We start from the raw sequence: 20,673 nt of genomic DNA on the forward strand, positions 1-20,673 counted from the left end.
GAACGCCCGTTCGCCCTAAGCGCCCCGCGCCAGGGGCAGCGTGCGCACCAACACCGGCACCCAGCGGTCGCACAACCGCTGCACCGCCGTGCCCAGCAGCAGCACCGCGGCCCAGGCCAGGGCCGTCCACAGCCAGGCCTGGCCGAGGCCGCCGAGGTCCAGCCGCTCCCACAGGCCGCTGGCCACGATGATCACGGCGAAGTGGCAGACGAAAACGCTGTAGGACACGTCGCTGAGGTGCTCCACCGCGCGGCGCAGAGGACTCAGCACGGAACGCCAGGTGAGGTGCGAGCCGGCGTACAGGGCCAGCGCGGTGGCCAGGGCCAGGATGGGCCGGGCCCGGGGGTCCTGCAGCCAGTCCAGCGCCAGCAGCGCGGCCGTCAGCCACCAGCACAGGGCCGCCCGCGCGCTGCCGCGCGACCAGGCCGCCAGCGCGCCCAGGCCGTAGGCCGAGAGGAAGTAGATGGCCCAGACGTCGAGCGCCGGCTGGCGGCTGAACACCTCGATGGACGCCACCGTGGCGATGGCCACCACCAAGGGCACGAAGGAATCGGCCAAGGGCTTGGCCGAGCGCGCAGCGAAACAGGCCAGCACGGCGAACAGCCCGAACAGCTGCAGATCGATGGCCACGTACCAGGCGCCGGCCGACAGCGACGGCACGCCCAGCACGTCCTGCAGGAAGAACAGGTGCGCGAGGAACTGGCCCACCGAGGGCAGCGGCGAGACCCAGTCCTGCTGCGCCAGCTCCTGGCCCAGCCACCGCGTGGCGGCCACCACCAGCGCCAGGGCGACGAGGAACTGGGGCACCAGGCGCAGGTAGCGTTGCCAGATCAAGGGCACCGGGGCGAGGCCGCGCCGCTTGCCGAGCGACTGCGCCGTGAGGAAGCCGCCGATCACGAGGAAGGGCTGCACCGCGTAGCGGCCGTCGTCGTACAGGAAAGCGACCAACCGCGGCCAGGCGTCCGCGATCCAGTCGGTCATGGGCGCGTAGAGCGAGAGGTGGTGCAGCACGATGAGCTGCGAGGCCAGGGCCTTGATGCCGTCGATCAACGCGGAGCGGTTCATGTGGCTGCGTGCTGCGGGAGGGCCCTGGAAAGCAAAACGCCCAACCGGAAGGGTTGGGCGTCGAATCTTGGTGGCCTGGGGCGGAATCGAACCACCGACACGCGGATTTTCAATCCGCTGCTCTACCAACTGAGCTACCGGGCCTTGGAAAGCCTAGGAGTATAGCAGCTTGGCGGTGGCCCTCAGCCCAAACCGCTGCGCTTGGCGCGGGCCAGGTCCACGCCCAGCTGCTTGAGCTTGCGGTAGAGGTGGGTGCGCTCCAGGCCGGTCTTCTCGGCCACGCGGGTCATGGAGCCGGACTCCTTGACCAGGTGGTACTCGAAGTAGGCCTTCTCGAACTCGTCGCGCGCCTCGCGCAGCGGGCTGTCGAGGTTGAAGGTCTGCTGGGCCTGCGGGCCCATGGGCAGCGTGGGCATGAGGCCGTTGCCGTTCACCGGGGCCACCCCGTTGACGTGGTGGTGGGTCATGGCCTCTTCGACCGTGACCTCCAGGCCCACCAGGCGCGGCGGCACCAACGCGGCGCCGCCGGGCGCGGCCTTGGGCACCTTGTTCAGGCCCTGGTCCACGGCCTTGAGCAGCTTCTGCAGCGTGATCGGCTTTTCAAGGAAGGCCGAGGCGCCGATGCGCGTGGCCTCGACGGCGGTGTCGATGGTGGCGTGGCCGCTCATCATGATCACCGGCATGGTCAGCAGGCCGGTGCTGCTCCACTCCTTGAGCAGGGTCACGCCATCGGTGTCGGGCATCCAGATGTCGAGCAGCACCAGGTCGGGCCGCATCTGCTGGCGCAGCGAACGCGCCTCGGCCGCATTGGCCGCCAGTTCGACGGCGTGGCCTTCGTCGTTGAGGATTTCGGACAGCAGGTCCCGTATGCCCAGTTCGTCGTCTACGACCAGAATCGTTGCCATTGCGTGCGGAGTCCCTCGGTACCTGTTGTCAATTTGCAACTGCGAATGATAACGACACTTGCGCGCCGATGACGCGCCCTTCCGTCACGCGGTTCGACAAGTCCACGCGGCCGCCGTGTTCGTCCATGATCTTCTTGACCACGGCCAAGCCCAGGCCGGTGCCCTTGGCCTTGGTGGTGACGTAGGGCTCGAAGGCGCGTTTGAGGATGTTCTCGCCAAAACCGGGCCCGCTGTCGGACACCACCAGGCGCACCCATTGGCCGCTGTCCGAGCGGCGGGTGCGCAGCAGCACCTCGGCGCCGGCCATGCCGCCCATGGCGTCCTGGGCGTTCTGCACCAGGTTGTGGACGATCTGGCGCACCTGCTGCGCGTCGGCGCGCACCTTGGGCAGGCCGTCGGCGAGCTCGCAGCGCACGGGCACGGCGGCGTTGTCGTAGAGGCTGAGGATGTCGCGCACGGCGGCGTTGAGGTCCAGCGGCGCGAGCTGGGCCGCGGGCAGGCGGGCGTAGTCGCGGAATTCGTTGACGAGGCGCTTCATGGCCTCGACCTGGTCGCCGATGGTGCGCACCGACTTGTCGAGCAGGGCCTGTTCGGGGGGCTGCAGCTTGCCGTCCAGCTTCATGGCCAGGCGCTCGGCCGAGAGCTGGATGGGCGTGAGCGGGTTCTTGATCTCGTGCGCCAGGCGGCGCGCCACCTCGCCCCAGGCCTTGGCGCGCTGGGCCGAGACGACCTCGGACACGTCGTCGAAAACCAGCAGGCGCTGGTTGTCGGGCAGCAGGGCGCCGCGCGCGATGAGGGTGATGCCCTGCTCGAAGGGCGAACCCTCGCTCGCACTGAGCTCGAAAGACTCCTGCCAGTAGCCGCCCTCGTGCGGCGAGTCCTCGGCCAGGAAGCGCTCGAACTGCTGCAGCACGCCGCCAGCGATCTGCTCCAGGCCGGGCACCTGGTCCAACGGCTGGCCGATGTGGGCGTTCAGCGCGGCGTGCAGGATGCGCGCCGCGCCGGGGTTGGCGCTGAGCAGGTGGCCCCGCTCGTCGAACACCAGCACGCCAGCGGTGAGGTTGTCCAGGATGGTCTGCAGGTTCTCGCGCGCGGCGTCCACCTGCTCCATGCTGTGCTGCACCGCTTCGCGCGCGTCGGACAGGTCCTGCGTCATGAGGGCGAAGGTGCGCGTGAGGCCCGCGAGCTCGTCGCGCGAGGGCAGCGCGGCCTTGGGCGCGAGGTTGCCGGCCGCCACCTCGCGCATGCCCTCGGCCAGCACGATGAGCGGACGGATCAGCTGGTTGCCCAGCAGCACCGCCAGCAGCACCGCGCCGAACACGGCCAGGAACAGCGCCAGCGTGAGCGTGCCGATGTACATGCGGCGCAGGCCGTCGCGCGCCAGCGCGCGCTCCTGGTACTCGCGGTTGGCCACCTGCACGGCCAGCGCGTCCACGATCAGCGCCGAGGGCAAGGCCGCCGAGACCTGCAGGTAGCGCGGCTCGGCGTTGACGGCGAAGCTGGGCGGGTTCACCAGCGCCAGCACCTTGATGCGCGCCTGGCCCGCGGCCAGCGCGGCGTGTAGGTCACCGCCTTCGCCCTCTTCCAGGCCCTCGACCTGCGCCAGCACGCGGTTGGCGCGCGCGTTGCGCAGGGTGGCGGGGCTGGGCCGCTCGGGCGCGAGGTCGAAGCGCGAGCTGCCCGAGCTGCCCAGGAGCTGGCCGGTGGCGCCGAACAGCACCACGTCGCTGGCGTCGAGCTGCTCGCGCACGCGGTCGAGCGCGAGCACGGCGCCGCTGTTGCTCTGGCGGGCCAGGCCGTCGGCGGCCAGGCGGGTCTTGTTCGACAGGTCGGCCACCAGTGTGTCGAGCGTGGTGCGGCCCAGGTTCAGGCCCGCGCCCAGCGCGGACTCCACGCGCACGTCGAACCAGCTTTCGATGGAGCGCGAGACGAACTGGTAGGACACCGTGTAGATGAGCAGCCCGGGCAGGATGCCCACCAGGCCGATGATGGCGGCGAGCTTGACCAGCAGCTGGCTGCCGAACTTGCCACGCTTGAGGCGCATGAACAGCCGCGCGCCCAGCCACAGGATGACCAGGCCCAGGCCCACGGCGGCGGCCACGTTGATGCCGACCAGCAGCTCGAAGTTGCGTTCGTAGAAGACGCTGTTGCGCGTGCCCAGGGTGAGCAGGAACAGCAGCACCATGCCCAGGCCGGTCATGAAGATCAGGCCGGCGACCACCGCCCAGCGGGTGGCGGCGGGCTTGCGCGAGTGGGGCGGGGTGAGGGTGTTCACGGCACGGAGGGCGTGCGGGGCGGCGGCACGGGGCTCAGCGGGACGGGGATTCGGCGGCGGGCGCCTCGCCGCCGGCCTTGGCCTCGGCGGCGGGGGACGTGGCGCGCGGCTCGGCCGGCGCGGGCAGCTCGGGCGTGGCGGCCTCGGGCACGCCCAGCTCGCGCTCCAGCGCCATGGACCATTCCTCCTGGTTGCCCAGGCCGATCTGGAAGGGGCGTGGCAGCAGGCTCAGGTCGAGGCGGAAGCCGAACTCCACCAGGTGGGAGGCGCCCGGCTCCAGCTGCCCGGCGTCGGCCAGCCGCCAGCGCGAGACGCGGCCCACCGCGGCCAGGGCCTCCTCCAGGGTGTCGTGGTTCTGGTGCAGGGCGTAGGGCAGGCCGGCGCCGCCGCCGGTGCCGCCACCGGCCTCGGTGGAGATGCTGACGCGCCAGCGGCGGGTCAGCGGCTGGTAGGCCAGGCGCAGGGTGCGGGTGGCGCCGGCCACGCGCTTGTTGGTCCAGTACCAGCGTTCGCGCAGCACGTCGGCCTGCCAGACAAAGTACAACGGCACGCCCTTGATCAGGGCGTCCTGCACGGCGCCATGCGGGCTGAGCTCGAAGCGAGCGCTCAGGAACAAGCCGTCGGAGGTGCGCTGCAGGGCAAGCTGCTGCACCTGGGGCGGCTGGGCGCGGGCCAGCGCAAGGGCCAGGACGGCCAGCGCCAGCAGCAGCCAATGCCGGGGGCGAAGAAGGCCTCGGACCCGATCAGACGCCGCGGGCCTTGTCGAAGCGTGCGTAGAAAAAGCCGTCCGGTCCACCCGGGGCATTGTCGTTGAACTGCCCGGCACCCCCGGGTGTACCGGGGAACAGATGGCCGGGAGCGGCGCCTGCCCGGGCGTCGGTGTGGCGCTGAAGAAACGCCTCGGCCTGTTCGCTGCCCTCGGCGCGGAACACCGAGCAGGTGGCGTAAAGCAGGCGCCCACCGGGCCGCAGCAGCGGCCACAGGGCGTCGAGCAGGGCCCGCTGGGTGCCCGCCAGGGCCGCCACGTCGCTGTCGCGGCGCAGCCAGCGCACGTCCGGGTGGCGGCGCACGATGCCCGAGGCCGTGCAGGGGGCGTCGAGCAGGATGGCGTCGAAGGGCCGGCCGTCCCACCAGTCGGCGGGGCGGGCGGCGTCGGCGTGGCGCACCTCGGCCACCATGCCCAGGCGGTGCAGGTTGTCGCTGATGCGGGTGCAGCGCTCGGCGTCGACGTCCAGCGCCAGCAGCTCGGCATCGGCGCGCTCCAGCAGGTGGGCGGTCTTGCCGCCGGGCGCGGCGCAGGCGTCCAGCACGCGCGGGCGCGCGGCGAGCCCGTCGAGCAGCAAGGGCGCTGCCAGTTGCGCGGCCTCGTCCTGCACCGAGCAGTGACCCTCGGCGAAACCGGGGATCTGGTCGACCGGCAGCGGGCGCGCCAGCTCCAGCCCGTCCTCGCCCACGGGCCGGCTGGCCACGCCCTGCTCGGCGAGCGCGCGGGCCAGGGCCTCGCGATCGGCACGGCGGCGGTTGACCCGCAGCGTCATGGGCCCGGGCCGGTTGTTGGCCAGCAGCAGGCGCTCCCAGTCCGCCGGGTGGTCGCGCCGCAGGCGTTCGATCCACCAGGCCGGGTGGTTCCAGCGCGCCACCGGGTCCTGGGCCAGCGGGGCCTGCAGCGAAGCGGCCTCGCGCAGGTAGCGGCGCAGGCAGGCGTTGAGGAAACCGGCCTGGCGCTGCCAGCGCTTGTCCTTCTGGGCCGCGCGCACGGCCTGGTCGACCACGGTGTGCGCGGAGTAGCTGGCGCCGGGGGCGTCGGGCACCAGCAGCAGCGCCAGCGCCACGCACATGAGCGCGCGCAGCGGCGGCGGCGGCGCGCGGTCGGCCAGGCGGGCCACCAGCGCCTCGCAGCTGCCGAGCTGGCGCAGGCTGTGAAAAGCCAGCGCCTGCACGCCCGGGCGCAGCGGCGCGGGCACGGCCGCGAGCGCGTCGCCCAGCGAGCGGCCCTGGCGCACCGCGAGCACCGCCTGGGCCGCCAGCGCGAGCTGCTCGCTGAGCGCGGGGGCCGGCAGCGACCCGCGCGGCGGTCGCGCGTGGGAGCCCGTGTTCATGCGTGCACCACGGTGGGGTCGCCCACCGGGCGCTGCGCCGGCAGGGGCAAGGGGCCCATGTGCCGGCCGTAGATGCGGCGCACCCGCTCGGCCAGCGGCGGGTGCGAGTCGAAGCGGCGCGCGAGCGCGCCGTGCCCGTGGCCCACCAGCAGCAGGTGCTGCAGCGAGGGGCCCACCGCGCGCGGTGGCAGGCCCTCGCGCTGCTGCGTCATGACCTTGCGCAGCACGCCGCCCAGGCCGTCGCGGCTGCGCGTCCACTGCACGGCGCGCGCGTCGGCCAGGTACTCGCGCTGGCGCGACACCGCCGCCTGCAGCGCATGGCCCGCGACCCAGCCGAGCCAGCCCACGCCCATGAGGCACAGGCCCATCAGCGCGCCCATGAAGCGGCGGCCGTCCTCGCCCGGTTCGGCCAGGCGCTGGCCCAGGCGATAGACCATCTCCAGCCCGAACACCATGCCCGCCAGCCGCAGGTTCAGGCGCGTGTCGCCTTCGCCGATGTGGCCCAGTTCATGCGCGACCAGGCCTTGCAGCTCCTCCCGCGTGAGGTGGTCGAGCGCGCCCTGGGTGACGGCCACCACCGCGTCCTGCGGCGTCCAGCCGGTGGCGAAGGCGTTGATGGCCTGGTCGCGCGCCACCACCATGGCGGTGGGGCGCGGCAGGCCCGAGGCGATGGACAGCTCGTCGACGATGTTGACGAAGCGCTGCTCGTCGAGTTGGCCCGAGGGCCGCGCCGCGCGCGCGCCCATGCGCTCGGCCAGCCGCACGCCCCCCTGGTGTTTCAGCTGCGAGGTTTCGAGCCACCAGCCGCCCAGCACGAAGAGCAGGGTCACGCCGGTGTTCACGGCCCAGAAGTGGCGCGGGAAGTACCACCCGCCCGTCAGCCAAAGCGGCCCCGACAGCAGCCAGCCCACGGCGAGGGCCGCGTTGACGGCCAGCACCAGCAACAGCACGGTGAGGCCGAAGGCCACCACCAGGCGCCGGCTTTGGGCCCGCGCGTCGCGCTGGGAGTCAATAAAACGCATGGCTGTCGGGTGAGGATGCTGGCGCGCCCCGGTCGAACCGAGTGGTACCACGGAATCGGCTCTGCCGGGCCGTTGGTGCCGCCCCCATGAAGGGGGTCGCGCGAAGCGCGGTGGGGGTGAGCTTCAGAACCGCACCTTGACCGGCTCGCGCTCGGCCTCGCTGGTGGTCGCTTCCAGCATGGCCTGGGGCTGGAAGTTGAACAGGCGCGCGACGATGAGCGTGGGGAACTGCTGCGCGGCGTCGTTGAAGTCGTTGGCCTGGTCGTTGTAGGCCTGGCGCGCGAAGCCGATGCGGTTCTCGGTGCTGGCCAGCTCTTCGCTGAGCTCGCGCATGTTCTGGTCGGCCTTGAGCTCGGGGTAGTTCTCCACCACCGCCATGAGGCGGCCAAGCGCGCCACCCAGCAGTTGCTCCGCGCCCGACAGGGTGCCCATGACGCCCGGCGCCAGCGGCGCGCTGGCGGCGGCCTGCTCGGCGCTGCGCGCCTGGTTGCGCGCGGCGATCACGGCCTCCAGCGTCTGCGCCTCGTGCTCGAGGTACTTGCGGGCCACTTCAACCAGGTTGGGGATCAGGTCGTGCCGGCGCTTGAGCTGCACGTCGATCTGCGCGAACGCATTGGCGATGCCGTTGCGCAGGCGCACGAGCCGGTTGTAGGCCCCGACCGCCCAGAAGAACACCACCAGCGCCACCAGCAGCAGCGCCCATTGCAGAACACCCATTGTGTGTTTCCTCCTCGCTCACCCGTGATTCGCGGGCGGGGGACTATAGCGCGCGGGGTATGCGCGCCCAAAGAAAAAGCCCCCGGCCTGTCGACCGGGGGCTTGTCGGCGGTGACGGGCGTCGGACCGCTTACTCGGCGGACTCGCCAGCCGCCGCGTCGGCCTGGTCGGCCGCCAGCGACAGGGCGTCGGCCTCGGCGATGGCGCGGCGCTCTTCGTCGTCCATCTTCTCCTTGACCTTGCGCGCCTCGTGGTAGGCCATGCCGGTGCCCGCGGGGATCAGGCGGCCGACGATGACGTTCTCCTTGAGGCCACGCAGCTCGTCGCGCTTGCCCATGATGGCCGCTTCGGTCAGCACGCGCGTGGTCTCCTGGAAGGAGGCCGCGGAGATGAACGAGTCGGTCGACAGCGAGGCCTTGGTGATACCGAGCAGCACGTTGCTGTAGGTCGCGGGGATCTTGCCGTCGGCGCGCAGGGCGTCGTTGGTGTTGAGGATCTCCGAGCGCTCCACCTGCTCGCCGCCGATGTAGGACGAATCGCCGGGGTTCTCGACCACGACGCGGCGCAGCATCTGGCGAACGATCACCTCGATGTGCTTGTCGTTGATCTTCACGCCCTGCAGTCGGTAGACGTCCTGCACCTCATCGACGATGTAGCGCGCGAGCTCTTCCATGCCCAGCAGGCGCAGGATGTCCTGCGGGTCGGCCGGGCCGTCGACGATGCTCTCGCCCTTGTTGACCACCTGGCCTTCGTGCACCAGGATGTTCTTCTCTTTCGGGATGAGCTCTTCCCAGACCTTGCCCTCGGGGTCGGTGATCTGCAGGCGGATCTTGCCCTTGGTCTCCTTGCCGAAGGACACGGTACCGGTCATCTCGGCGAGGATGCCGGCGTCCTTGGGCGAACGCGCCTCGAACAGCTCGGCCACGCGCGGCAGACCACCCGTGATGTCGCGGGTCTTCTGGCCTTCGACCGGGATGCGGGCCAGCACCTCGCCGGGGCCCACGTCCTGGCCATCGCGCACCTGGATCAGGGCGCCGACCTGGAAGCCGATGGTCACGGCGTGGTCGGTGCCGGGGATCTTCACCTCGCTGCCGGACGCGTCGATCAGCTTGACCTGCGGGCGCACCACTTTCGTGGCGCCGCGGCGCTTGGGATCGATCACCACCAGCGTGGACAGACCGGTCACGTCGTCGACCTGCTTGGCGACCGTGAGGCCCTCTTCCACGTTTTCGAACTTCACCGTGCCGGCGAATTCCGTGATGATGGGTCGGGTCAGCGGGTCCCAGTTGGCCAGGATGGTGCCGGCCTTGATCTGCTGGTCGGGCTTGATCGCCAGGATGGCGCCGTAGGGCACCTTGTGGCGCTCGCGCTCGCGGCCGTGTTCGTCCTGGATGATGATCTCGCCCGAACGCGCGATCACCACCAGCTCGCCCTTGGAGTTGGTCACGTAGCGCATGGTGGCGTTGAAGCCGATCACGCCGCTGGACTTGGCTTCCACGCTGGAGGCCACCGCCGCGCGCGAGGCCGCACCGCCGATGTGGAAGGTGCGCATGGTCAGCTGCGTGCCGGGCTCGCCGATCGACTGCGCGGCGATCACGCCCACCGCCTCACCGATGTTGGCCAGGCCACCGCGGCCGAGGTCGCGGCCGTAGCACTTGGCGCACAGGCCGTAGCGGGTCTCGCAGGTGAGCGCGGTGCGCACCTTGACCTCGTCGACGCCGGCGGCCTCGAGCAGGTCGAGGGTGTCCTCGTCGAGCATTTCGCCCGCGGGCACGAGCTGCTGGCGCGTCTCGGGATGGATCACTTCCTCGGCCGTGGTGCGGCCCAGGATGCGGTCGCGCAGCGACTCGATGACCTCACCGCCCTCGACGATGGCGCGCATCAGCGTGCCGTTGGAGGTGCCGCAGTCCTGGTGGGTGACCACCAGGTCCTGCGTCACGTCCACCAGGCGGCGCGTCAGGTAACCCGAGTTCGCGGTCTTCAGCGCCGTGTCGGCCAGGCCCTTGCGGGCGCCGTGCGTGGAGATGAAGTACTGCAGCACGTTGAGGCCTTCACGGAAGTTCGCCGTGATGGGGGTCTCGATGATGGAGCCGTCGGGCTTGGCCATCAGGCCGCGCATGCCGGCCAGCTGGCGGATCTGCGCCGCGGAACCGCGGGCGCCCGAGTCGGCCATCATGTAGATGGAGTTGAACGACTCCTGGTCCACTTCCTTGCCGCTGCGGTCCGTGGTCTTCTGCTTGGCCAGCTGGGCCATCATGACCTTGGAGATCTCGTCACCGGCCTTGCCCCAGATGTCGACCACCTTGTTGTAGCGCTCGCCGGCGGTCACCAGACCGGAGGCGTACTGCTGGGCGATCTCCTTCACCTCGGACTCGGCGCGCTCGATGATGCCGCTCTTCTCCTTGGGCACCAGCATGTCGTCGACGGCGATCGAGATGCCCGCGCGCGTGGCCAGGCGGAAGCCGTTCTGCAGCAGCTTGTCGGCGAAGACCACGGTCTCCTTCAGGCCGCACTTGCGGAAGCTCGCGTTGATGAGGCGCGAAATTTCCTTCTTCTTGAGCGGCTTGTCCAGCACCGAGAAGGGCAGGCCCTTGGGCAGGATCTCGGACAGCAGCGCGCGGCCCACGGTGGTGTCGACCAGCTTGAGGCCCGCGACGAACTCGCCGCTGGCCTTGTCCTTGGTCCACTCGACCAGGCGCACGCTCACGCGCGCGGTGAGTTCCACCACGCCGTTGTCCAGCGCGCGCTGCAGCTCGGGCAGGTCCGCGAAGATCATGCCTTCGCCCTTGCCGTTGATCTTCTCGCGCGTGGCGTAGTACAGGCCCAGCACCACGTCCTGCGAGGGCACGATGGAGGGTTCGCCGTTGGCCGGGAACAGCACGTTGTTGGAGGCCAGCATCAGGGTGCGGGCTTCCAGCTGGGCTTCCACGGACAGCGGCACGTGAACGGCCATCTGGTCACCGTCGAAGTCGGCGTTGAAGGCCGCGCAGACCAGCGGGTGCAGCTGGATCGCCTTGCCCTCGATCAGGATGGGCTCGAAGGCCTGGATGCCCAGGCGGTGCAGCGTGGGCGCGCGGTTCAGCAGAACCGGGTGCTCCTTGATGACCTCTTCGAGGATGTCCCACACCACGGGGGTGCCGGCTTCCACTTCCTTCTTCGCGGCCTTGATGGTGGTCGCGATGCCCATGGCTTCCAGGCGCGAGAAGATGAAGGGCTTGAACAGCTCCAGCGCCATCAGCTTGGGCAGGCCGCACTGGTGCAGCTTGAGCGTCGGGCCCACCACGATGACCGAACGGCCCGAGTAGTCGACGCGCTTGCCCAGCAGGTTCTGGCGGAAGCGGCCGCTCTTGCCCTTGATCATGTCGGCCAGGGACTTGAGCGCGCGCTTGTTGGCGCCCGTCATGGCCTTGCCGCGGCGGCCGTTGTCCAGCAGGCTGTCCACGGCTTCCTGCAGCATGCGCTTCTCGTTGCGCGCGATGATCTCGGGCGCCTTGAGTTCGAGCAGGCGCTTGAGGCGGCTGTTGCGGTTGATGACGCGGCGGTACAGGTCGTTGAGGTCGGAGGTCGCGAAGCGGCCGCCGTCCAGCGGCACCAGCGGACGCAGGTCCGGCGGCAGCACGGGCAGCACGTCGAGCACCATCCACTCGGGCTTGATGCCCGAGCGCTTGAAGGCCTCGAGCACCTTCAGGCGCTTGGCGTTCTTCTTGATCTTGAGTTCCGAGCCGGTCAGGTCGTTGCGCAGCTTCTCGATCTCGATGTCGAGGTCGATGTTCTCCAGCAGCTCCTTGATGCCCTCGGCGCCCATCTTGGCGACGAACTCGTCACCGTACTCCTTGCGCTTGGCGTCGAAGTCGTCCTCGGACATGATGCCGAACTTCTTCAGCGGGGTCATGCCGGGGTCGGTCACCACGTAGGCCTCGAAGTACAGCACGCGCTCAATGTCGCGCAGCGTCATGTCGAGCACCAGGCCCAGGCGCGACGGCAGCGACTTCAGGAACCAGATGTGCGCGCAGGGCGCGGCCAGGTCGATGTGGCCCATGCGCTCGCGGCGCACCTTGGTCTGGGTCACTTCGACGCCGCACTTCTCGCAGATCACGCCACGGTGCTTCAGGCGCTTGTACTTGCCGCACAGGCACTCGTAGTCCTTGATGGGACCGAAGATCTTGGCGCAGAACAGGCCGTCGCGTTCCGGCTTGAAGGTGCGGTAGTTGATGGTCTCGGGCTTCTTGACTTCACCGAAGGACCAGGAGCGGATTTTTTCCGGCGAGGCCAGGCCGATGCGGATGGCATCGAAATGCTCGTCGGGCGTGAACTGCTTGAACAGGTCGAGCAAGGATTTCATGTGAGCTTTCCTTTACTTCTGTGGATCACGAACGCTCGAGTTCGATATCGATACCGAGCGAACGGATCTCTTTGACCAGCACGTTGAACGACTCGGGCATGCCCGCGTCGATGGTGTGCTCGCCCTTGACGATGGACTCGTACACCTTGGTGCGGCCCTGCACGTCGTCGGACTTGACGGTGAGCATCTCCTGCAGGATGTAGGACGCGCCGTAAGCTTCCAGCGCCCAGACCTCCATCTCGCCGAAACGCTGGCCACCGAACTGCGCCTTGCCGCCCAGCGGCTGCTGGGTGACGAGCGAGTACGGGCCGGTGGAACGGGCGTGCATCTTGTCGTCGACCAAGTGGTGCAGCTTGAGGAAGTGCATGTAGCCCACGGTGGTCTTGCGCTCGAAGGCGTCGCCGGTGCGGCCGTCGTAGAGCTGCGCCTGGGTGCGCGTCTCGGTCAGGCCCTTGATCGCGGCGATGTCGTCCGGGTAGGCCAGCTTCAGCATGGCGCGGATCTCGTCTTCCGAGGCACCGTCGAACACGGGCGACGCGAAGGGCACGCCGTGCTGCAGGTTCTGCGCCATCTCGATGACCTCGGCGTCGGACAGGTCGGCGAAGTCTTCCTTCTTGCCCATGGTGTTGAAGATGGACTCGAGGGTCTGGCGCACCTCCGCCACCTTGGCTTCGCGCTGCAGCATGTCGCCGATGCGCTGGCCCAGGCCCTTGGCGGCCCAGCCCAGGTGCACTTCCAGCACCTGGCCCACGTTCATGCGCGACGGCACGCCCAGCGGGTTGAGCACCACGTCGGCGGGGGTGCCGTCGGCCATGTGCGGCATGTCTTCCACGGGCACGATCTTGGAGACCACGCCCTTGTTGCCGTGGCGGCCGGCCATCTTGTCGCCGGGCTGCAGGCGGCGCTTGACGGCCAGGTAGACCTTGACCATCTTGAGCACGCCGGCGGGCAGCTCGTCGCCCTGCGTGAGCTTCTTGCGCTTCTCTTCGAACGCGAGGTCGAAGCTGTGGCGCGTCTGCTCCATCGAGTTCTTGATCGACTCGAGCTGCGCGGCCACGTTGTCGTCCGCGGGGCGGATGTCGAACCAGTGGTACTTCTCGACGTCGGCCAGGTAGGCCTTGTCGATGGTCGTGCCCTTGGCCAGCTTCTTCGGGCCGCCGTTGGCGACCTTGCCCACCAGCAGCTTCTCGATGCGGTCGAAGGCGTCGGCCTCGACGATGCGCAACTGGTCGTTCAGGTCGAGGCGGAAGCGCTTGAGCTCGTCGTCGATGATCTGCTGGGCGCGCTTGTCGCGCTGGATGCCTTCGCGGGTGAAGACCTGCACGTCGATCACCGTGCCCTGCGAGCCCTGCTCGACGCGCAGCGAGGTGTCCTTCACGTCGGAGGCCTTCTCGCCGAAGATCGCGCGCAGCAGCTTCTCTTCGGGCGTGAGCGTGGTCTCGCCCTTGGGCGTGACCTTGCCGACCAGCACGTCGCCGGGCAGCACCTCGGCGCCCACGTAGATGATGCCGGACTCGTCCAGGCGGTTGAGCTGCTGCTCGGCCAGGTTCGGAATGTCGCGGGTGATTTCCTCGGCGCCCAGCTTGGTGTCGCGCGCCATCACCACCAGCTCCTCGATGTGGATGCTGGTGTAGCGGTCGTCGGCCACCACGCGTTCGCTGATGAGGATCGAGTCCTCGAAGTTGTAGCCGTTCCAGGGCATGAAGGCGATCAGCATGTTCTGGCCGATCGAGATTTCGCCGAGGTCGGTGGACGCGCCGTCCGCGATCACGTCACCCTTGGCCAGCTTGTCGCCCTTCTTGACGATGGGGCGCTGGTGGATGTTGGTGTTCTGGTTGGAGCGCTGGTACTTGATGAGGTTGTAGATGTCCACGCCCACTTCACCGGCCACCGCTTCCTCGTCGTTGACGCGGATCACGATGCGGGTGGCGTCGACGTAGTCGACCACGCCACCGCGGGTGGCCGTCACCACCGTGCCGGAGTCGACCGCGGCCACGCGCTCGATGCCGGTGCCCACGAAGGGCTTCTCGGGGCGCAGCACGGGCACGGCCTGACGAGACATGTTGGCGCCCATCAGCGCGCGGTTGGCGTCGTCGTGCTCCAGGAAGGGCACCAGCGAAGCGGCCACCGACACGATCTGCGCCGGCGACACGTCCATGTACTGGATGGTGTCGGGGCCGGTCAGGATGGATTCGCCCTTCTCGCGCGCGGAGACCAGCTCGCCCACCAGGCGACCGTCCTTGTCGAGCGCGGCGTTGGCCTGGGCGATGACGTACTTGCCTTCCTCGATGGCGGACAGGTAGTCGATCTGGTTCGTGACCTGGCCGTCCACCACGCGGCGGTACGGCGTCTCGATGAAGCCGTACTCGTTGAGGCGGGCGTACAGGGCCAGCGAGTTGATCAGGCCAATGTTCGGGCCTTCCGGCGTTTCGATCGGGCAGACGCGGCCGTAGTGCGTGACGTGCACGTCGCGCACCTCGAAGCCGGCGCGCTCGCGCGTCAGACCGCCCGGGCCCAGGGCCGAGACGCGGCGCTTGTGCGTGATCTCGGCCAGCGGGTTGGTCTGGTCCATGAACTGCGACAGCTGCGAGGCACCGAAAAACTCCTTGAGCGCCGCGGAGATCGGCTTGGAGTTGATCAGGTCGTGCGGCATCAGCGGCTCTTGCTCGGCCTGGCCCAGACGCTCCTTCACCGCCTTCTCGATGCGGGCGAGGCCGGTGCGGTACTGGTTCTCGGCCAGTTCACCGACGCAGCGCACGCGGCGGTTGCCCAGGTGGTCGATGTCGTCGACTTCGCCACGCCCGTTGCGCAGGTCCACCAGGATCTTGACCACGGCCAGGATGTCGTCGTTGGACAGCACCATGGGGCCGGTGGCCTCGTCGCGGCCCACGCGGGCGTTGAACTTCATGCGGCCCACGCGCGAGAGGTCGTAGGTGTCCGGGTTGTAGAACAGGCGGTGGAACAGGGCCTGCACCGCGTCCTCCGTCGGCGGCTCGCCGGGGCGCATCATGCGGTAGATGGCCACGCGCGCGGCGAACTCGTCGGCGGTCTCGTCGATGCGCAGGGTCTGGCTGATGTAGGCGCCCTGGTCCAGCTCGTTGGTGTAGATGCAGGCCAGTTCCTGGATGGCGGCGGCGCGCAGCTTCTTGAGCAGGGCTTCGGTGATTTCCTCGTTGGCCTTGGCGATGATCTCGCCGCTGTCCGGGTCAACGATGTTCTTGGCCACCACGCGACCGATGAGGAAGTCCTCGGGCACGCTCACGTGCGTGGTGCCCGACTGCTCCAGCTCGCGCGTGTGGCGCGCGGTGATGCGCTTGTCCTTGGCCACCACCACCTTGCCCGACTTGTCGGTGATGTCGAAGCGCGCCACTTCGCCGCGCAGGCGCTCGGGCACGAAGGCCATCTGCGCACCGCTGTCCATGATGCGGAAGTGGTCGTTGACGAAGAAGTTCGCCAGGATGGTCTCCGGCGTCAGGCCGATGGCCTTGAGCAGGATCGTGACCGGCATCTTGCGGCGACGGTCGACGCGGAAGAACAGCACGTCCTTCGGGTCGAATTCGAAGTCCAGCCAGGAGCCGCGGTAGGGAATGATGCGGGCCGAGAACAGCAGCTTGCCCGAGCTGTGCGTCTTGCCCTTGTCGTGTTCGAAGAAGACACCCGGCGAGCGGTGCAGCTGCGAGACGATCACGCGCTCCGTGCCGTTGATGATGAAGGAGCCCTTGTCGGTCATGAGCGGCACTTCGCCCATGTAGACCTCTTGCTCCTTCACTTCCTTGACCACCTTGGACTGCGGCGTGGAGGACTCGCGGTCGTAGATGATGAGCTGCACGCGGGCGCGCACGGCGGAGGCGAAGGTCAGGCCGCGCGTCTGGCATTCGCGCACGTCGAACGCGGGCTTGGCCAGGTTGTACTCCACGAACTTCATCTCGACGAAACCGTTGTGCGAGACGATCGGGAAGGCGGCGGTGAATGCGGCCTGAAGGCCTTCGGTGGTGCGCTGCTTGGGGATCACATCCGCCTGCAGGAAGGCGGTGTAGGCATCCTTCTGCATCTGCAGCAGATAAGGGATGGCGAGCACGTTCTCGCGCGTGCCGAAACTTTTTCGGATGCGCTTGCGTTCGGTGTATGAGTACTTCGATGCCATGAGATCTCCGGGCTTGAGGTCTTGGCGACTGTCGGTCAGCGGCGCGCTGCGCTGACGAGCTTGGTGGCTGGCCTCTACCAACCGATGGCGGACGGCCCGCGCGTTGCACGCGGGCCCGAACCAAGTGGTCTTCTGCAGTCGGGTTCAGAAAACACTTGAAAACCAGTTTCGGGCTGGTTTTCAGGTGCGCTCTGAAAGCGCAAAAGGCAGGCTATGCACCTGCCTGTGTAAATCGGATGCGGGCCGCAGCGAGCGACCCGAGGTCGGTGCGAGGAGCGCAACCGTACTGAGGTACGGTGAGCACCGGAGCGCCGAAATCGGGTTGCGCGGTAGGCCCGGGCCGATTTACTTGAGCTCGGCCTTGGCGCCGGCTTCCACCAGCTTCTTCACGGCGGCTTCGGCGTCGGCCTTGGCGATGCCTTCCTTCACGTTCTTCGGCGCGCCGTCGACCAGGTCCTTGGCTTCCTTCAGACCCAGGCCGGTGATTTCGCGCACGGCCTTGATCACGGCAACCTTGTTGGCACCGGCTTCGGCCAGCACCACGTTGAACTCGGTCTTCTCTTCCGCGGCGGCGGCGGCGCCACCACCCGCGCCACCGGCGGCCGGGGCGGCCATGGCGGCGGCGCTCACGCCGAACTTCTCTTCGATGGCTTTCACCAGGTCGTTGAGTTCCATGACGGACATGCTGTCCAGGGCCGTCAGAAATGCGTCTTTATCGAATGCCATTTGAATTTCCAATCAATCGGTTGATGTTTGCGGGAAGCTGCGGCCGTCAGGCGGCAGCCGTTTCGCCTTCGCCTTTTTTCTTGGCCAGCGCGCCGAGCACCACCGCGGTGCGCGAGATCGGCGACTTGAGCAGGCCACAAAGCTGCGCGAGCAGGACCTCTTTCGAGGGGATGCTGGCGAGCTGCTTCACACCGTCGACGTCCAGGGCTTTGCCCGCGTAGACACCGCCGCGGATGACCAGCTTGTCGTTGGTCTTCGCGAAATCGGCCACCACTTTCGCGGCGGCCACGGGGTCTTCGGAGAAGCCGTAGACGAGCGGGCCGGCCATCTGCTCGGCCACCACCTCGAACGGGCTGCCGGCGACCGCACGGCGGGCCAGGGTGTTTTTCAACACACTCAGGCTCACGCCGCTGTTGCGGGCGCTCACGCGCAGCTTGTCCATGGAAGCGACCGTGATGCCGCGGTACTCCGCCATCACGAGGGTTTGAGCTTTGGCGGCGAGGCCGGTCACTTCGGTGATGACCGCTTCTTTCTCACTGCGATTCAGACTCAAGGTTCACTCCTTCAATGTGCGGGGGTGTCACCACCCGCCACACGCCTCATTGCAGCGATCAACCGTTGCAGGACACTCTCGAATCCTTCAGCGGCGGGATCGCCATCTGCGTTGGCCTTGTCGATTAAGCCGACCCACGAGGGCCGGCGCCAACGGTCTTGGATGGCTTCGCGGAGCACCCGAAGGCGCGCCGCAAACCCACCACACCCAGGCGCCCGAGGGCGCCCGAATTCATCACGCCGAGATGGTCTGGGTGTCCACGCGAACACCGACACCCATCGTCGACGACACAGCCACCTTGCGCAGGTAGATGCCCTTGCTGGTGGCCGGCTTGGCCTTGTTCAGCGCGTCGAGCAGCGCCACCAGGTTGCCCTGGAGCTTCTCGGCGTCGAACGAGCGGCGGCCGATCGTGCCGTGCACGATGCCGGCCTTGTCGACGCGGAACTGCACCTGGCCGGCCTTGGCGTTCTTCACCGCGGTGGCCACGTCGGGCGTCACGGTGCCGACCTTGGGGTTGGGCATCAGACCGCGCGGGCCGAGCACCTGACCCAGGGTACCCACGATGCGCATGGCATCGGGGGAGGCGATCACGACGTCGAAGTTCATGTTGCCGGCCTTGATATCGGCCGCCAGGTCGTCCATGCCGACGATGTCGGCGCCGGCGGCCTTGGCCTCTTCGGCCTTGGCGCCCTGGGCGAACACCGCCACGCGCTTGGTCTTGCCAGTGCCGTTGGGCATCACGACGGCGCCACGCACCACCTGGTCGGACTTCTTCGCGTCCACGCCGAGCTGGATCGCCACGTCGATGGACTCATCGAACTTGGCGGTGGCGGCTTCCTTGACGATCTTCAGCGCGTCGGCCAGCGGGTACAGCTTGGTGCTGTCGACCTTGCCTTCGAGCGCTTTCTGTTTTTTGGTGAGCTTGGCCATTTACACGCCCTCCACGATCACGCCCATCGAACGGGCCGAACCGGCGATGGTCTTGACGGCTGCGTCCAGATCGGCGGCGGTCATGTCCTTCATCTTGGTCTTGGCGATTTCCTCGAGCTGGGCCCGGGTGATCTTGCCGACCTTGTTCTTGTTGGGCACCGAGGAGCCCTTGTCGAGCTTGATGGCCTTCTTGATCAAGGTGGTCGCCGGCGGCGTCTTGATGATGAAGGTGAAGCTCTTGTCCGCGAACGCGGTGATCACCACCGGCAGCGGCAGGCCCGGCTCCACACCTTGGGTCTGAGCGTTGAACGCCTTGCAGAACTCCATGATGTTGAGGCCGCGCTGACCCAGCGCCGGACCGATCGGGGGGGAGGGGTTGGCCTTACCAGCTGGCACTTGCAGCTTGATGAAGCCGACGATTTTCTTCGCCATTTTTCAGCTCCTGCGAGTGCAAACGGTGGGTTTCAAGCCACCTCCTCGCGGTTGGGACCCGGTAAAGACAAGGGCGCAGGTGTCGGGCCGACCCACCTGCGCCTGGATAGCGTCAGGTCTTCTCGACCTGGCTGAATTCGAGCTCGACGGGCGTGGCGCGACCGAAGATGGTCACCGACACGCGCATCTTGTTCTTCTCATAGTTGACTTCTTCGACCGTGCCGTTGAAGTCGGTGAACGGGCCTTCCTTGACGCGCACGTACTCGCCGACGACGAACTCCACCTTGTGGCGGGGTTTGTCGGTGCCTTCCTGCATCTGGCTGACGATCTTCTGGACGTCTTCTTCGGAAATGGCCACCGGGCGGTTCTTGGCGCCACCGACGAAGCCCGTCACCTTGTTGGTGTGCTTGATCAGGTGCCAGGTGTCGTCGTCCATCACCATTTCCACCAGCACGTAGCCGGGGAAGAACTTGCGCTCGGTGGTGCGCTTCTGGCCGTTCTTGACCTCGACCACCTCTTCGGTCGGCACCAGGATGCGGCCGAACTTGCTCTGCATGCCGGCGCGGTTGATGCGTTCGATGATGTTGCGCTCGGCCGCCTTTTCCATGCCCGAGTAGGCGTGCACGACGTACCAGCGCATGCCTTCGGCGGGCGCCAGCGTGGCCAGGGGGCTGTGTTCTTCGGTCATCGCTTATTTCCTCCAGCCCAGGATCAGGTCGTAAAAGACCCACTCCAGGGTCTTGTCCGTCAGCCACAGGAACAGGGCCATCACCACCACGAAGGCGAAGACGTAGGCCGTCATCTGCATGGCCTCCTTGCGGGCGGGCCAGACGACCTTCTTGACTTCCTTCCACGAATCGCGGCCAAAGGCGATGAGCTGGCGACCCGACTCGGACGCCACGAACACCGCGACGGCCGCCGCCAGCGCCACCAGCAGGGCGCCCCACTGCGCCAACGCGCCACGGCTCGTGAGCAGGTAGAAGGCCACGAAGCCGACGACCACGAGCGCAACGGCCAAGCCAAGCTTGGCCTTGTCGGCACCGGAGTGAACGGTTTGAACGTCGGAGGAAGCCATGTGGACTGAGACTAAAGTTTTCAAATAACGCATCTCGCGCCAGCAGGGCATGAGACACGCAAGCCCACCAGAGGTCTTGACGACTTCGGTGGGCTTGTGGCACACGAGACAGAGAGCGTTATCGGGCTCTTTCGGTTCCTGTCAGGTGGCAGGGGCAGAGGGAATCGAACCCCCAACCTTCGGTTTTGGAGACCGACGCTCTGCCAATTGAGCTATACCCCTACGTTGCTTTCTCTGTCCGGGCGAACCCGAACCGATTACTCGATGATCTTGGCCACGACGCCGGCGCCGACGGTGCGGCCGCCTTCGCGGATGGCAAAGCGCAGGCCTTCTTCCATGGCGATGGGCGCGATCAGCTTGACGGTGATCGACACGTTGTCGCCGGGCA

The 20,673-nt window shown here is 68.0% G+C and carries 15 protein-coding genes, 2 tRNA genes and 1 pseudogene; all 18 read right to left on the reverse strand.

The features are described 5' to 3' along the window. Positions 1–15: 15 nt before the first annotated feature. Positions 16–1,065 carry an acyltransferase gene (locus tag BHU06_RS17520; RefSeq protein ID WP_070400487.1) on the reverse strand — a complete coding sequence of 350 codons (1,050 nt, stop codon included), beginning with the start codon at positions 1,063–1,065 and terminating at the stop codon, positions 16–18. A 68-nt stretch (positions 1,066–1,133) separates the two neighbouring features. Beyond that, positions 1,134–1,209: transfer RNA gene (locus tag BHU06_RS17525), tRNA-Phe, on the reverse strand. 38 nt (positions 1,210–1,247) lie between these two features. Further along, complete coding sequence (locus BHU06_RS17530) at positions 1,248–1,970, reverse strand: response regulator (protein WP_070400488.1); 723 nt, start codon at positions 1,968–1,970, stop codon at positions 1,248–1,250. Between the two features lie 28 nt (positions 1,971–1,998). Beyond that, complete coding sequence (locus tag BHU06_RS17535) at positions 1,999–4,245, reverse strand: ATP-binding protein (protein ID WP_070400489.1); 2,247 nt, start codon at positions 4,243–4,245, stop codon at positions 1,999–2,001. A gap of 34 nt (positions 4,246–4,279) precedes the next feature. Further along, positions 4,280–4,897, reverse strand: a complete 618-nt coding sequence (locus BHU06_RS17540; protein WP_070400490.1) for a DUF4390 domain-containing protein — start codon at positions 4,895–4,897, stop codon at positions 4,280–4,282. 91 nt (positions 4,898–4,988) lie between these two features. After that, a complete protein-coding gene (gene rsmB, locus BHU06_RS17545; protein WP_070400491.1) occupies positions 4,989–6,344 on the reverse strand; it encodes a 16S rRNA (cytosine(967)-C(5))-methyltransferase RsmB in 1,356 nt (451 codons plus the stop codon). Beyond that, on the reverse strand, positions 6,341–7,366 hold the full coding sequence (locus tag BHU06_RS17550) for a M48 family metalloprotease (RefSeq protein ID WP_070400492.1): 1,026 nt from the start codon (positions 7,364–7,366) through the stop codon (positions 6,341–6,343). The genes rsmB and BHU06_RS17550 overlap by 4 nt, the downstream gene beginning before the upstream one ends. Before the next feature lie 123 nt (positions 7,367–7,489). Beyond that, positions 7,490–8,083, reverse strand: a complete 594-nt coding sequence (locus BHU06_RS17555) for a LemA family protein (RefSeq protein ID WP_070400493.1) — start codon at positions 8,081–8,083, stop codon at positions 7,490–7,492. A gap of 130 nt (positions 8,084–8,213) precedes the next feature. Continuing rightward, complete coding sequence (gene rpoC, locus BHU06_RS17560; RefSeq protein WP_070400494.1) at positions 8,214–12,425, reverse strand: DNA-directed RNA polymerase subunit beta'; 4,212 nt, start codon at positions 12,423–12,425, stop codon at positions 8,214–8,216. 25 nt (positions 12,426–12,450) lie between these two features. Next, positions 12,451–16,569 carry a DNA-directed RNA polymerase subunit beta gene (gene rpoB / locus BHU06_RS17565; RefSeq protein WP_070400495.1) on the reverse strand — a complete coding sequence of 1,373 codons (4,119 nt, stop codon included), beginning with the start codon at positions 16,567–16,569 and terminating at the stop codon, positions 12,451–12,453. A 345-nt stretch (positions 16,570–16,914) separates the two neighbouring features. Then, the gene (gene rplL, locus BHU06_RS17570; protein WP_070400496.1) at positions 16,915–17,295 is read right to left on the reverse strand and encodes a 50S ribosomal protein L7/L12; all 381 of its coding nucleotides are present in this window, start codon (positions 17,293–17,295) and stop codon (positions 16,915–16,917) included. A gap of 46 nt (positions 17,296–17,341) precedes the next feature. Continuing rightward, complete coding sequence (gene rplJ / locus BHU06_RS17575) at positions 17,342–17,848, reverse strand: 50S ribosomal protein L10 (protein ID WP_070400497.1); 507 nt, start codon at positions 17,846–17,848, stop codon at positions 17,342–17,344. A gap of 234 nt (positions 17,849–18,082) precedes the next feature. Next, a complete protein-coding gene (gene rplA / locus BHU06_RS17580) occupies positions 18,083–18,778 on the reverse strand; it encodes a 50S ribosomal protein L1 (RefSeq protein ID WP_070400498.1) in 696 nt (231 codons plus the stop codon). After that, positions 18,779–19,210, reverse strand: coding sequence for a 50S ribosomal protein L11 (rplK, locus tag BHU06_RS17585; RefSeq protein ID WP_070400499.1), 432 nt, complete (start codon positions 19,208–19,210; stop codon positions 18,779–18,781). Between the two features lie 112 nt (positions 19,211–19,322). Then, the gene (gene nusG / locus BHU06_RS17590) at positions 19,323–19,898 is read right to left on the reverse strand and encodes a transcription termination/antitermination protein NusG (protein ID WP_070400500.1); all 576 of its coding nucleotides are present in this window, start codon (positions 19,896–19,898) and stop codon (positions 19,323–19,325) included. A gap of 3 nt (positions 19,899–19,901) precedes the next feature. Then, positions 19,902–20,285: a preprotein translocase subunit SecE gene (secE, locus tag BHU06_RS17595; RefSeq protein WP_070400501.1), complete on the reverse strand. Its 384-nt coding sequence runs from the start codon at positions 20,283–20,285 to the stop codon at positions 19,902–19,904. Positions 20,286–20,431: 146 nt separating this feature from the next. After that, positions 20,432–20,507 (reverse strand) — tRNA-Trp (locus BHU06_RS17600). 35 nt (positions 20,508–20,542) lie between these two features. Further along, positions 20,543–20,673 (reverse strand): annotated as a pseudogene (locus tag BHU06_RS22180) (elongation factor Tu); the annotation flags it as partial.

This window comes from Hydrogenophaga sp. PML113 (assembly GCF_001777155.1).
GTDB lineage: Bacteria > Pseudomonadota > Gammaproteobacteria > Burkholderiales > Burkholderiaceae_C > Hydrogenophaga > Hydrogenophaga borbori.